General features: G+C 47.5%; 14 protein-coding genes. 2 read left to right on the forward strand and 12 right to left on the reverse strand.

Annotated features, from left to right (window positions below; genetic code table 11):
* Positions 1 to 16: 16 nt before the first annotated feature.
* The 8 genes from cysK to BUB73_RS01125 form a co-directional block, all read right to left on the reverse strand.
* Positions 17 to 940: a cysteine synthase A gene (gene cysK / locus BUB73_RS01090; RefSeq protein WP_073282986.1), complete on the reverse strand. Its 924-nt coding sequence runs from the start codon at positions 938 to 940 to the stop codon at positions 17 to 19.
* A 35-nt stretch (positions 941 to 975) separates the two neighbouring features.
* Positions 976 to 2043 carry a DUF3300 domain-containing protein gene (locus tag BUB73_RS01095; RefSeq protein ID WP_073282989.1) on the reverse strand — a complete coding sequence of 356 codons (1068 nt, stop codon included), beginning with the start codon at positions 2041 to 2043 and terminating at the stop codon, positions 976 to 978.
* Positions 2044 to 2111: 68 nt separating this feature from the next.
* Entirely contained in the window at positions 2112 to 2381 is a 270-nt protein-coding gene (locus BUB73_RS01100; RefSeq protein ID WP_073156072.1) for a hypothetical protein, read from the reverse strand.
* Between the two features lie 15 nt (positions 2382 to 2396).
* Positions 2397 to 3005 (reverse strand): LemA family protein, encoded by a 609-nt coding sequence (locus BUB73_RS01105; protein WP_073234093.1) that lies wholly within the window; start codon positions 3003 to 3005, stop codon positions 2397 to 2399.
* A complete protein-coding gene (locus BUB73_RS01110) occupies positions 3002 to 3691 on the reverse strand; it encodes a hypothetical protein (RefSeq protein ID WP_073156077.1) in 690 nt (229 codons plus the stop codon). Before BUB73_RS01110 ends, BUB73_RS01105 begins: the two co-directional genes overlap by 4 nt.
* Before the next feature lie 90 nt (positions 3692 to 3781).
* Positions 3782 to 4597, reverse strand: a complete 816-nt coding sequence (locus tag BUB73_RS01115; RefSeq protein ID WP_073283160.1) for a TPM domain-containing protein — start codon at positions 4595 to 4597, stop codon at positions 3782 to 3784.
* 98 nt (positions 4598 to 4695) lie between these two features.
* Positions 4696 to 5919 (reverse strand): hypothetical protein, encoded by a 1224-nt coding sequence (locus BUB73_RS01120; RefSeq protein ID WP_073282992.1) that lies wholly within the window; start codon positions 5917 to 5919, stop codon positions 4696 to 4698.
* Complete coding sequence (locus tag BUB73_RS01125; RefSeq protein ID WP_139259072.1) at positions 5916 to 6920, reverse strand: hypothetical protein; 1005 nt, start codon at positions 6918 to 6920, stop codon at positions 5916 to 5918. Before BUB73_RS01125 ends, BUB73_RS01120 begins: the two co-directional genes overlap by 4 nt.
* Positions 6921 to 7082: 162 nt before the next feature.
* On the opposite strand from BUB73_RS01125, the gene BUB73_RS01130 reads away from it, so the two are divergent.
* Positions 7083 to 7718: an alpha/beta hydrolase gene (locus BUB73_RS01130; RefSeq protein ID WP_249269319.1), complete on the forward strand. Its 636-nt coding sequence runs from the start codon at positions 7083 to 7085 to the stop codon at positions 7716 to 7718.
* Here BUB73_RS01130 and lnt read toward each other — a convergent pair.
* The 3 genes from lnt to BUB73_RS01145 are packed head-to-tail and all read right to left on the reverse strand — an operon-like array spanning position 7708 to position 10918.
* Complete coding sequence (gene lnt / locus BUB73_RS01135) at positions 7708 to 9651, reverse strand: apolipoprotein N-acyltransferase (protein WP_083539592.1); 1944 nt, start codon at positions 9649 to 9651, stop codon at positions 7708 to 7710. The genes BUB73_RS01130 and lnt overlap by 11 nt on opposite strands.
* Positions 9652 to 9662: 11 nt before the next feature.
* Positions 9663 to 10349: a 16S rRNA (cytidine(1402)-2'-O)-methyltransferase gene (gene rsmI, locus BUB73_RS01140; RefSeq protein WP_073156085.1), complete on the reverse strand. Its 687-nt coding sequence runs from the start codon at positions 10347 to 10349 to the stop codon at positions 9663 to 9665.
* An 11-nt stretch (positions 10350 to 10360) separates the two neighbouring features.
* On the reverse strand, positions 10361 to 10918 hold the full coding sequence (locus tag BUB73_RS01145; protein ID WP_249269320.1) for a hypothetical protein: 558 nt from the start codon (positions 10916 to 10918) through the stop codon (positions 10361 to 10363).
* Between the two features lie 91 nt (positions 10919 to 11009).
* On the opposite strand from BUB73_RS01145, the gene BUB73_RS01150 reads away from it, so the two are divergent.
* Entirely contained in the window at positions 11010 to 11732 is a 723-nt protein-coding gene (locus BUB73_RS01150; protein WP_073156088.1) for a UDP-2,3-diacylglucosamine diphosphatase, read from the forward strand.
* Positions 11733 to 11736: 4 nt separating this feature from the next.
* Here the strand turns inward: BUB73_RS01150 and BUB73_RS01155 are convergent, their stop codons facing one another.
* On the reverse strand, positions 11737 to 12180 hold the full coding sequence (locus BUB73_RS01155; RefSeq protein WP_073156090.1) for a hypothetical protein: 444 nt from the start codon (positions 12178 to 12180) through the stop codon (positions 11737 to 11739).
* Between the last annotated feature and the right edge of the window lie 3 nt (positions 12181 to 12183).

The raw sequence follows: 12183 nt of genomic DNA on the forward strand, positions 1-12183 counted from the left end.
ATGTAGAAAAATCCCTTTACTTTTCTGTCCACAGCCAGGTGCTGAGGTAGCGTTCGCCGGTATCAGGGAGCAGGGCCACAATGCGTTTGCCCTTGAACTCAGGACGCTTTGCCACGGTAAGGGCGCATTCCAGGGCTGCACCGGAAGAAATACCCACAAAAATTCCCTCTTCTGCCGCTGCATCGCGGGCGGCCTTGCCAGCCTTTTCGGTGCTGGTCAGGTAGACTTCGTCCACCACCTTGGGGTCATAAATCTTGGGGATGAAGTTTGCCCCGATACCCTGGATCTTATGGGGGCCAGCAACGCCCTTGGAAATCATAGGGGAGTCGTCGGGCTCGATAGCGATTACATGCAGGTTGGGATTCTTTTCCTTGAGGTACTTTGCGGTTCCGCTGACAGTTCCGCCTGTGCCTGCCGTAGCGATAAATACATCCACCTTGCCTTCGGTATCTCTCCAGATTTCGGGACCGGTGGTCTTGTAATGGGCGTCGGGATTGGCGGGGTTTTCAAACTGCTGGGGAATAAAGCTCCCAGGATTTGCTGCCGCAATTTCGTTTGCCTTTTCGATACAGCCGGCCATTCCCCTGGCACCTTCGGTAAGCACAACTTCTGCTCCCAGGGATTTCAGCAGCATGCGTCGTTCCATGCTCATGGAGTCGGGCATGGTCAGCACAACCTTGTAACCCTTTACGGCTCCAACATAGGCGAGGCCTACGCCGGTGTTTCCACTGGTGGGTTCGATAATCAGAGCGCCGGGTTTCAGTTTGCCTTCCCTTTCTGCGGCTTCAATCATTTCTAGAGCCACACGGTCCTTGGCGCTGCCCAGGGGGTTGAACATTTCAAGTTTGACGTAGACTTCGGCATCACCCTTATTCAGTTTGTTTATGCGGACAAGGGGGGTATTACCGATAGTTTCAAGAATGCTGTTGTATAGTGACATCTGGTTACCAAGTGATAATTGGGAAAAAGGAAAATCTAACGACGAATGCTTCTGCGGAAACCGCCATTACCTTGGCTGTTTGATTCTCGTGAACGATCATCTCCGTTGCGGCGATCGTCATATTTACGGTCGTCGTTATAGGTTGAACTCTGGGAAGAATTCGTCTTCTTGTTTCTTGTCAAGTTCTGCGGATTGCTGACAGGTCTATATTCTTCCTGAGGATGTACATTTTCTGTTTTCGTGTATGTAGGTCTTTGTTGTTCCTGCTTTGCAGGCTGCGGTTTTGTTGAAGGCTTGGGACTAGTTTCCCTAACAGGAAGGCGATGATGGCTCTGGGGCTGGGATGGGGCCGGTGCGTAGGAATGTCCGCCATGCCTTGGGGGCTGTGCATTGTAATGGTGGCGCGGTCTAGGTGGACGCGGATGGTGACGGATGGTGTGGCTATGCCATTCGAACCAGGTGTCGCCCCAAACCCAATCGTTATACCAGTATCCAGTCCAGACCACATGGCCATAGTGCATCGGTACATAACGGTCTGTGTGAACATAATACACTACAGAGGGGTTATAGACAGGAACATAAATGTATTCCTTTTTCACCGGTTCAATTGTTATGTATACATCCCGTTCGACTTTTATGTATTGGTCAGAGTTCAGATTCCCGTGGTCATAAGCAGCGTGGCGCATACGCTGGACTGCAAACATAACTTCGCCATTCTGATTCTTTACGGCTCTGCCCAGCTGAGATGTCCAGGTGGAGTATTTTGCCATGGTGGCAAGAATCGTCGGGAAGGGAATCAGGGCTAGAACACTGGCGTCGTAATCAAGGCCAGCGCGCTGCATTTCCGCCGTGAGTGCTTCACCTTTGAAACCCTTGTGGGCGTTTGCCCAGAGGCTTGCCGATGGAATTTCGTCATTGTGGGTTGATGCCGTTAAAACGTGGGCCAACAGCGGATCTGGATAAAGTGCGATGGTTGCGACCAATGTATCCAATTCCTCTGCGGAATAGTCTGCCGCCTCGGCGCTTCCCGAGAAGGTCATGAGTGCAAAGGTTATTGCCAGGAACCATTTGACTAAAATGTTTTTCTGAAAAGACTTTTCCATAAACAACTCCTGTACCTCAATTTACAAAAAAGGCCTCTTCATGGATTTAATCCGCGGGAGTTTTTGTGCTAGAGGTAATTTTTGACTCTTATTTCAGGATTCAGATTTTCTTTGGGTAATTTAGGCACGTATAGCTTTACCGCATAGGCGTAGGAGTCGTTTTCGGCAATGATATCACCTTCCTGCAGGTCTTCATAAACTTCAATTTCGATTTCTACTCCGTCCCTGGCGGTCTTGCGATTCATTCGCATCGACAGTTCTTCCTTGGTAAAGAGGACGTCGATGACTTTCTTATAGCTGCCGTGATGGGTTGTGCCTAAAATTCGGGTACATTTCATTGGGCAAAACTCGAATTACTTGGTGTCGAACTTTACTGTAGGAGCGGTGCTTGCGCCTGCGTCTGCAGAGAACTGCACTTTGGGGCTGGCTCCTGCAAATCCGGCAATCAGACTGTTGGGGAACATGCGGATGGTGGTGTTGTACTGCATGACCACTTCGTTGTAACGCTTACGTTCCACGGCAATGCGGTTTTCTGCACCTTCAAGCTGCACGCGCAGTTCCTGGAAACTGGTGTTGCTCTTCAAGTTCGGATAGTTTTCGCTGACAGCCATCAAACGCTGCAGGGCGCCGCCCAGGGTAGCCTGGGTTTCCTGAAAGCGCTTCATGGCCACTTCGTCGTTCAGGACGTTTTCGTCAACTTTAACGACGCCGCCCATATGGCTGCGGGCATCCACAACGGCAGTCAGGGTGCTCTTTTCAAAGTCGGCTTCACCCTGCACGGTAGCCACAAGATTGGGAACCAGGTCAAAACGGCGCTGGTAGGTGTTCTCGACTTGAGCCCACTGGGCCTTTACGCCTTCGTCCAAGGCGATAATATTGTTATAGACGCTAACGGACTTGCCAACAATGATTGCTGCAAGCAAGATGACGGAAACGAGAGTGCCGATAATTACCTTTTTCATACCACCTCCATGGTGTCGACGAGGTTGACTATTTCTGTGACGGTACTAATATAGCTATTCACGCTGTCCAGGAACAGTTTTTCGTTTTTGCTGCTGATGGGAGTCTGCAAGGCTGGGTAGTCGTTAAAGATCTGCTGGTGATTTTCGGGATATTCCCTGTGGTTCAGGTAGTATACTCCGTACATGGTAGGAAGCATGGTGGAACTTGCCCGTACGAAGAATCCCAGGGGGTTGCGATCTTCCTTGAGGTAGGTAAAGGCCCTGCGCAGATGGACTAGCAAACCGCGCAACTCGCGTTCGCATTCCAGACGCAGACATTCCATGTTGGGCTCGTAATTGGGGAGGGGAGCTGCACCGGCAATGACTGCGTTGCGATGGGCGATGTGCAGAAATTCCAACGGGAAGACGTCTTCTGAAGACTGGATTTCCTTTAGGGTGAAGTAATAGCGGAATTCAATATTTTCTTTCTTGGCCTTTTTCAGCAGGTTCTGCAGGGGGGCGATCTTTTCGCTGGAGTTGTCCCTCAGAATGAAGCTGATAGTCCAGGGGGATTCCATGGAATTGAAACCTTCCATCAGACAGTCGCCGTGGGCGAAAGCCGAAATCAGGTTGTCGCCTAAAGTTTCCTGCAGAAGGCGGGGCCAGTCGGAATTCTGTAGTTCGATGACGCTCAAGTTCTTTTTCATATATCAAATGCCTATCTAAAAATTCAAGTTATATCCATTTATGGATTGCAAAAATCATATGGGGCGTTTTGCCTGTGCCGCGCTAAATTATTACCAGCTTCCGCCGGAACCGCCGCCACCAAAGCCTCCTCCGCCGAAGCCGCCACCAAAGCCTCCTCGACCGCCGAATCCTCCGCCAAAGCCACCGCGGCTTCCGCTGTTTCGGCTAGCGTTACCGATGGCATTGCCCAGCATAAACCAGAGGCAACCATTTCCGCGGCTTCCACTAAACTTGGCCATCATCAGCATAAAGGCGACAAACATGATGAACAGCACCATGCGTGCAGGAACTCCGCTTTCTTCGGGAACTGGGTTTTCGCCGATATTTAGCTGGATGTTCTTTTCTTTTGCGATGACTTGTGCAATTTCCCAGGCTAGAGCTAAAATTCCCGTTCCGTATTTTTGTTGCCTAAATGCAGGAACTAGTGTTGCCTGTTGCAACCTTTCTGCAAGGGCGTCAGGCAGGTATCCTTCGGCTCCATAACCGACTTCCACGCTACGTCGACGTTGCTTCTGGGCGACGAAAATCAAAATTCCTTCATTGGATTTTCCACCGACGCCCCAGTTCTGCGCCGTACGGACTGCGAAGTCCCTGTAGTCGTTGTTCCCAATGTCGTTCATAAGGGCGGCCGCTAACCCTACACCGGCCTTCCTGTATAATTCTTCTGCAATCAGATTGAACTGTTGCACTTCCTGTGCGCTCATTAAACGATTTTCGTCGTAGACATAGCTGTTTACAGGACGGGCTGGCAGTTCTTTATCGCTGCCGTTTTTTAAGCCGATCCCCGCAAAAGCAGTTGAGGCCAGGGCTATACATAAAAGTATCGCCCACATTGCTATTGATGAAACGGAACTCTTCTTTCTCATTGGTTTGAAAATAGAAAGTTCATGGACTGATGTTAGACCATGAACTTTTTTTTTCAAAAATGTAGGGTGTATTTTTGCGTTTAAATGTGTTTTTTATCTTATTTACAATAATCGTCTAATTGTTTCTTTAACGGCGTAAAGTTGATCTTCTTTATGACAGCAATAGTGGCATCCATTTCTCGTTTGCCGTTTTCATGGCCCGATGTAAGGAAAGTAATATTGTCTCCCTTTAGGGACAGATTCACGTCATAAGGTGTTGTGAACTTTCCCGGAACATATTCTATGGGTTTTCCTGCACTTGTTGAAATGTTTAATTTTAGAATGGGTGATTTTGCATCGGAATCAATAAAAATTGATTTTTTTGCCAACCCTTTTTCAAGGGCACTGCAAATCGTTGCGTCTTCCTTACATTGAACATTTATGTTGCAGCGGGTCTGGGAAACCTTGAAATCGATTTCAATTTTCTTGCGTAAGCCAGATGCGGTGAGGTAATCTTCAGGCAGGTTTGGCTCGATTACAATGACAAAGGGACCTTTGTCGATGTCAATGTTTTTTATGTTGAATCTTGCGGTTCCGTCCTTTTGAGTTCGTCTTTCATCTAGAACTGTTCGCCCCTGTTTTGCGACGAGCGTGAAACCTTCGATGAATTCTTTTTCGTTAGATACCGTTACTTCAAGGGGCGAAATTTCAGGTTTTGACAGTTGTAGCGGTTGACTAGGACCTTCAAATTTTAATTTGGAAAGTTCACGGACGATGTCTGATTTTATTCCCTGGAGGTCATGCTTTAAACGATGACTTTCGTTTATGGGGTATACCTTGCCCAGTTCATTGACCAGGACATTGTATTGCGCAGGAAGGGGTTTTGCTTTTTCGATGGCCTCGATTGCACTATCGAACCTTCCCTTGTTTAGTGCGTCCCTTGCCGTTTCTTCCAGTTTTGTAACGTCTAACTGGATAGATTTCATCTTGAATTGAATGTCTGCGGTGAATTCATCAAGGTCCAGTGTCGCCGTAGCCTTGAAACCTTTGGCGGCAGGTTCCTTTTTTACAACGACTCCCTTAACCTGGATGTCGCTGGAAACCTTGCTGTTAGAGAGAAAACTTTCGCTGAAGGAACTCTCTTTTCCAGATGTAATTTCTTCCTTGTTTAAAGTCTGATTGACTTTGACTTGTGCAGAAATTTGCTTTGCAACGCCTGCGATGGCGGCATTGTTTGCCTCTTCCTGGGATTCCTGCGAAGTGGCTGTATAGGTAATAATCTTGCCTGCCTGGGCGTAGGCGACAAGCATAGTACACAGCGCTACCATTTTAAGAGTCTTCATAGAACATCCATTATGATCAGCTTCTTGGTGATGTTGATCTTCTTTGTGGAGGCGGTTGATTTTACGGCTTTGCGAATTTGGCTATAGACGTCGTTTACGTCGTCAGAGTCGCTGTAGACAACCATGTCGATGGTTTTGGCAGTCATGGTGTTGACTTTTGCCTTTTTGAACTTGGTTTTCACGTTCTGGACAATGTCCTCTTCAACATCCTCAATTTGGCTGTCGTCGTAATCGCCGCGGATGTTCATGATGACCTTGTATTTATTGCCTTCTCGAAGGTCATCGGCCCAGTAGGCGTAAATTTTGGATTCCAGTCCGGGCATGGCTTTTTTCGCGGCAGTTTTCAAATTTGCCTGCTGGTCAATTTTCTCCATTCTGCCGTGGCTGTCGATTGTGGAGTTCTGGGTTCCTAGAAGTCTAGCCGTTGAAGACTCGTAGGCGTTCAATTCTACGGTAACAATACCACGGCGGTCTACAGAGCCTGAAAACTTGATGTAGACATCGGCATTGAGCACGAGACTGGCCAAGTAGGCCAAATCCTCATCGGAACTGGCCAGACTGTTCTGTACCTGGATGACTTTATCTAGCGCTTCATTTCCTTCTAGATACTTGACTTCATACCGACGTTGAGTCAAGTATTCGTTAATTCCGTCCATGGCCGCCCTGGCAAGGGGATTGTTTGTTACAACTTGAAGACCGCTTAGCCCCTTAGAATTTAAGGCGGGAATGACCATAATGACCGGATGTGGAAAATCTTCGGGAATGGATGTTATGACCTGGGGCTGACTCTGGGGTTGATCCTTGGGAGCGTATTTTCCCTCATATTGGGAATAGCGATCTGTATGCTTGATTTCTCCACCGCTTTTCTTGGCGGTTGAGGAGCCGTCTAATTCCTTATATGCGGAATTTGCGTTCTTACGTGTAGAAACCGTGCCGTTATCTGCTGCGGCAATCGATGCAAAAAGTACCAGAAATCCAATTGCGTAATTTACAAAGTTCATATGAATAAAATTACCCAATCATTTGGCATATGTCAAAGTGGAAGTAAACTTTTTTTAATGAACAATGCGTTTTTTTAATGACAAGTATACCATTCCCTAAAAACACTATATATTTAAAACAGGTTTAATGGTTTAATAAAGACGTTGCATGAGGATGCTATAATGGAAAAATGGTTTTGGCTTCCCGACTGGGCTTCGGATTTGAGTCTGTGGGAGGATGATCTTATCAGTGCAAATCCGGAGGCTGAACACGTCTTTGTCTCGTATGGAGACATGGTTTCCTGTTTAGACGGAATGTATGGCCTAAAGGGTCTTTCCGAGGCGACAACTGTTGTCGCTTGGGGGCTTGGCGCCTTGGCTTTGCTTAAGGATGCCAAGAATAAGCCTTGCGGTCAGAAGTGGATTCTTTTGTCGCCTTATGCAGATTTTTGTGATGAAGAAAGCAACTGGACCGATCAAACTTTGACTTTTATGGCCAGGCAGGTTCGAAATGCTGCTGAACCGACCTTGAATGCTTTTATGGAGTTCCTGGAAAATGAGTTTGGCGAATGGCAGGATGAATGGTTCAGTGCCGCCTTGAAAATGGATAAAAACGCACTTGGTGATGGCTTGAATTATCTTGTGCGAAATAAAATTGATTCAAAAATTGAAGATAACGGAGAAACAAAGGTCCTGTTTGGACGTATGAACCAGGCCGTCTTACCTAGTTTGACGTTGGGTTTGAAAGAATTCTTGCCCAATGCTGAATTTAAGGAACGCCCCAAGGCCGGCCATTGGCCTCCGATGCTTATGCTTTAATTTTACGAAAGCAACGGCAGTTTAATGTCAGGGCGATAATCAAGTACGCCAGGAAGAATATTAAAAGGCCTGTTTCTACATGATCGCCGATGTGGCTATATAAGGTATCTCTTGTTTTAAGAGGTACCTTTCTCTGTATGACGGCATCGGTGAAAAGTTTAGTGTTTAGATCGAAGTGCCCATATTGGTCGATGAATACAGAAACACCGCTGTTGGCCAATCTTGCTACGGGCATTCCATTTTCTATGGCGCGGTAGCGAACCAGGTTCAAGTGCTGGTAGGGGGCCGTACTTCTGCCGAACCAACCGTCATTGGTGATGTTCACCATAAGGCGGGAACCGCTGCGGATGGCTTCTCGAATTAAATCACCAAAAATGGCGTCATAGCAAATGTATGGAGTCCAGTCGTAAGGTCCGTATACGGGGGTTTCCTTGCCAGGAACAAAATCACCTTCGCCCAGGTCCACATAATTCAAAATGGGGAATATATCGTCAAAGGGGATTCTTTCGCTGAAAGGTACCAAATGCTTCTTGATATATCGGCTGTATCCCGATTCGCCGGGTCTGAACAGGAAAGAGGCGTTATAAATGTCAAACTTGCGAATGCTGCCAGGAGGGTTTCTTTTATAATCTAGGGCTCCGGTCATCAGTTGTGCGTTTTTCAGTGTGGCCGTCTTGTTGAGGAGTCGGATGACTGCGGGCTGCCTTCTGATGTGGTCGGGAATGGCGGTCTCTGCGAGGACGATAAGGTTTGCTCCCGCACGCACGCTGTCGTTTACCATGCCGATTGTCTTGTTGACGATGGAGTCAAAACGGTCCTTGCTCCATTTGGCACCTTGGGCGATACTGGGCTGGACCAGGGCAATTGATGGATTTTCGGGGGAATCAGCGTTGTTGAAAGGTTGGGCTTCCTTTGAAGAAAGAACAATTGAACCCTGAATTAGAAGCAGTATGAAAATGACTGCGGGAACCGAGAAAATGGGAAGTGCCTTTTTGAGATTTTTGCAGTTGGCCAAGGCATGGGCGACGGCCTGGTTGGAGGCAACGACCATGATCGTGTAACCAAAGATGCCGACCCAAGGGAGCATTTGCAGAAGTTCCAGATGGTTTCCGAAGGTGTAACCTAGGTGGCTCCATGGAAAACTGAAATCCCCTCGGGTACGAGTCATTTCAAGACCTGCGTAAAATACGGGGAAAAGGGGGAGCAGTAAACGATGGCCTTTGATGGAGGCCTTTGCTGCTAGAGTGTAGACGTACGCGGCAAGAACGTTGTATATGCTGAAGTAGGCGATGAGTAGGAACAGTCCGAACAATATCAATCCCGACGGAGCTGTTTCTACATGCATTACATTGTAAATCCAGTAGTAGTTGATTGTATTGTATAGGATGGCTGACCAGAATGTGGCGAACAGGGCCTGTTGCCTTCCGTAACGGTTAAGGACTATAAACCAGGGAACTAGCTGCAATAACGCTGCCGGGCCAAGGGGCATGGGTGGGTAGGCGAACGCATAAAGTCCCCAGGAGAAAGTACATAGCATCAAGGCGGTTCGTGAATCCTGTTCCTTGATTCTGCGTATGTTCCAGCGGAAAAAATTGACTAGCCAGAACAGGCCGACTGGGCAGAACGTCATGGCGATCTGGACGATACCAGCATGGCCGGCTCCATTATAGTTGGCAGTATTGTAGTCTATGGCCAGATTTAAAAAGGATAGGACGCTGTACGTGTAAATCCAACGAGTAAAGTTCTTTCGGATTGTTTTGACAAAAAGAAACGGAAGTGCCAATATAAAGGGAATACACTGGATGTTCTGGGTGTAGAGTCCAGGTTCGTCAGCCCTTGCTGCAAAAATAATGATTTCAGCAATGAAGGTTACCGCAGCGTAAATCTTGTAGGCTTTCGGCAATTCGCAAATATATCGTTTGACCTTTTCCATGAAAAAACTCGTTAAAGACCGCTCTTGTCCTGAGGGTTGAAAACTAATACGAATTCGCCTTTGGGCGGATGACTTTTAAAGTGGGCAGAAATTTCTGTCGGCGTCCCAATAAGATGTTCCTCGAACTTCTTGGTCAATTCTCGCATGAGGGCGATCTTGATGTCTCCGAATACGAGCTTGATTTCTTCGACGAACTTGTCGATGTTGTGGGGGCTGGCGTAAAAAATCTGGGTCGCTTCCTCATCCTTCAGTTTTTCTAGTAAGTGGATGCGCTGGGCGCTCTTCTTAGGGGAGAAATACTGGAATGCAAAATGGTCGGTAGGCATACCGCTACTGATCAGGGCGGTAATCATGGCGCAGGGGCCGGGGATGGCTCGAACGTCGATTCCTTCACGGACACATTCTCTAACTAGGTTAAATGCCGGGTCGGCTACGCCTGGGGTTCCTGCGTCGCTTATCAGCGCAATGTCGCCCTCGTTTTTTAGAAATTCAACGTACTTGGGCGTGACCTTTTCCTTGTTGAAATCGTGATAAGGTTCCATGGTCGTGTTGATGCCGTAGGCATCGAACAGGATTCGGCTGTGACGGGTATCTTCTGCCAGAACCAGAGGAACTTCCTTGAGAATACGGACTGCTCGATAGGTGATGTCTTCCATGTTGCCGATGGGAGTCGCGACAATGTATAGTGTATGAGCCATGGTAAAAATCTTTATAATGAGGTGTTGTAGCTGAGTACGGAATTTAAATCTGCTTGACGGGAACCCTGTAACTCGAAGCGGAGCCTCTGAATTAATTTGCGGTGCATTTCCTTGGCGGCGTTGTTAATCAGGTCGCTTCGCATGCGGCCGTATACGGTGGCCTTGATCTGTTCCTGTTCCGAAAATTCAACGTGCTTGACCAGAGTGCCATTGCAGAAAATGCGGGCGCGGAGGGTAAAGCTTAAGGTTTCATCTACAGGGAGGATTGGCCAAAAGGGGATAATCACGGCTCCCAAAGTCCATGAACTCGGGGCCGATTCCTGCTTGACTGATGCGATGATTTCGGCGTTGCCTCGGCACGAATTTCTTGGATAATCCTCTGGCGTTGCCGCTGCCGTGTAAGCACGTAGCAAATCTTGGCTTAATTCCAGGCTGTCTCCGCCATAAACGAAGGGAATATTTCCAAAGAAACTGAACTTTTCCTGAGTTAAGGGAATGTTCTCTAGATTTCCTTGTTGCAGATTTACGGAACAGCCCGATAAAAAGGCCAACAGTATCGTAGCGATCAAAACGCTGATTTTTCTTTTGCTTCTCGTGTAAAACATCATTTGTAAAGATACAAAAGTATGGGAGTTCCTATTGTTTTATTAAATTGCGGATATGGATTTACCAGTAGTCTTTATATCTGATGCCCATCTGGGTGTGAACACTCCGTTCTGTGTTGCTAATCGCGAAGAGAAACTTGTGCAGTTTTTAAATCAGCTACGCGGTAAAATTTCTCACTTGGTCATTGCGGGCGACCTGTTTGAATTCTGGTTTGAGTATAGAGATTACGTTTGCCGAAACCATTTTGAACTGTATTTTTCTCTTCGGGAATTGGTGAAATCCGGTGTGGAAGTTCATCTTCTTCAGGGAAATCATGATTTTGCCTATGAGGATTTCTTCCCCAAAACGCTGGGCGTTCAAGTCCATAAGCAGGTTATTCTTGAGGTTCAGGGGAAAAGGGTCCTCTGTTGCCATGGCGATGGCGTTGCCAAGTCTGATAAGGGTTATCGCGTCATGCGAAAAATCCTTGATTTTCCGCTAAACCGCAAACTTTTTAAGTTGATCCATCCGGATTGGGGGATGAGTCTCGCTCGATTTGTTGGCAGTAGTAGCCGCAAGGCTGGCGAAACAAGAGTCATCAATATGGACGAGTATCTGGAATGGGCCGGCGGCGCTATGAAAAAGAACTGCTGTGACTACTGCGTTCTGGGGCATCACCATATAGCGGGAGTATGGCCTGTTAAGAATGGTGTTGTCGCTTCTGCCGGGGACTGGATGAAAAAACTCACCTACGTCCAGATGGAAGCAGGTGAGTTAGTTTTAAAGGATTTTTTGTAGGGGCTTAGTTCCCGTTGAAGGCGTCTGCGCGACTCTCTGTGGAATGCATCATCTTCTTGCTAGAGTTTGAACCCCAAATCTTGGCGACGAGATCCATGCTAGCAAAGCTATCCCAGTAAGCGTCTACCCAGCACCAATGGTGAACTTCGCCCTTGGCGTCGGTGATAGTCCAATTCTTGAGCGCTGAAAAAGTCATCACAATCGGATCGGGCTTGCTGGAAAATCCATAACTGTTGGTTTCTTCGGGAAGCTCTATAGTTATGGTCCAGGCGTTTCCGTCGGTCCTCTTGAAAATGAAAACATTCAGTGCGATAATAACCGCGAGGGCTATAAGTGCGCCTCTAAAGTTCTTTTTCGTGAGAAAAAAGATGCAAAGAAGCGCGAGGAGCACGCAAATGGCTCCAAAGTTATAGTGTACGGTATAAAATGCCTTAAGAACATCTATCATGAC

It is taken from the genome of Fibrobacter sp. UWH6, assembly GCF_900142465.1.
Lineage (GTDB): Bacteria > Fibrobacterota > Fibrobacteria > Fibrobacterales > Fibrobacteraceae > Fibrobacter.

Bases quoted from the DNA above. Each gene is read 5' to 3' on its own strand.
- cysK (WP_073282986.1), bottom strand. From the start codon at position 940: ATGTCACTATACAACAGCATTCTTGAAACTATCGGTAATACCCCCCTT.
- BUB73_RS01095 (WP_073282989.1), bottom strand. From the start codon at position 2,043: ATGGAAAAGTCTTTTCAGAAAAACATTTTAGTCAAATGGTTCCTGGCA.
- BUB73_RS01100 (WP_073156072.1), bottom strand. From the start codon at position 2,381: ATGAAATGTACCCGAATTTTAGGCACAACCCATCACGGCAGCTATAAG.
- BUB73_RS01105 (WP_073234093.1), bottom strand. From the start codon at position 3,005: ATGAAAAAGGTAATTATCGGCACTCTCGTTTCCGTCATCTTGCTTGCA.
- BUB73_RS01110 (WP_073156077.1), bottom strand. From the start codon at position 3,691: ATGAAAAAGAACTTGAGCGTCATCGAACTACAGAATTCCGACTGGCCC.
- BUB73_RS01115 (WP_073283160.1), bottom strand. From the start codon at position 4,597: ATGAGAAAGAAGAGTTCCGTTTCATCAATAGCAATGTGGGCGATACTT.
- BUB73_RS01120 (WP_073282992.1), bottom strand. From the start codon at position 5,919: ATGAAGACTCTTAAAATGGTAGCGCTGTGTACTATGCTTGTCGCCTAC.
- BUB73_RS01125 (WP_139259072.1), bottom strand. From the start codon at position 6,920: ATGAACTTTGTAAATTACGCAATTGGATTTCTGGTACTTTTTGCATCG.
- BUB73_RS01130 (WP_249269319.1), top strand. From the start codon at position 7,083: ATGGAAAAATGGTTTTGGCTTCCCGACTGGGCTTCGGATTTGAGTCTG.
- lnt (WP_083539592.1), bottom strand. From the start codon at position 9,651: ATGGAAAAGGTCAAACGATATATTTGCGAATTGCCGAAAGCCTACAAG.
- rsmI (WP_073156085.1), bottom strand. From the start codon at position 10,349: ATGGCTCATACACTATACATTGTCGCGACTCCCATCGGCAACATGGAA.
- BUB73_RS01150 (WP_073156088.1), top strand. From the start codon at position 11,010: ATGGATTTACCAGTAGTCTTTATATCTGATGCCCATCTGGGTGTGAAC.
- BUB73_RS01155 (WP_073156090.1), bottom strand. From the start codon at position 12,180: ATGATAGATGTTCTTAAGGCATTTTATACCGTACACTATAACTTTGGA.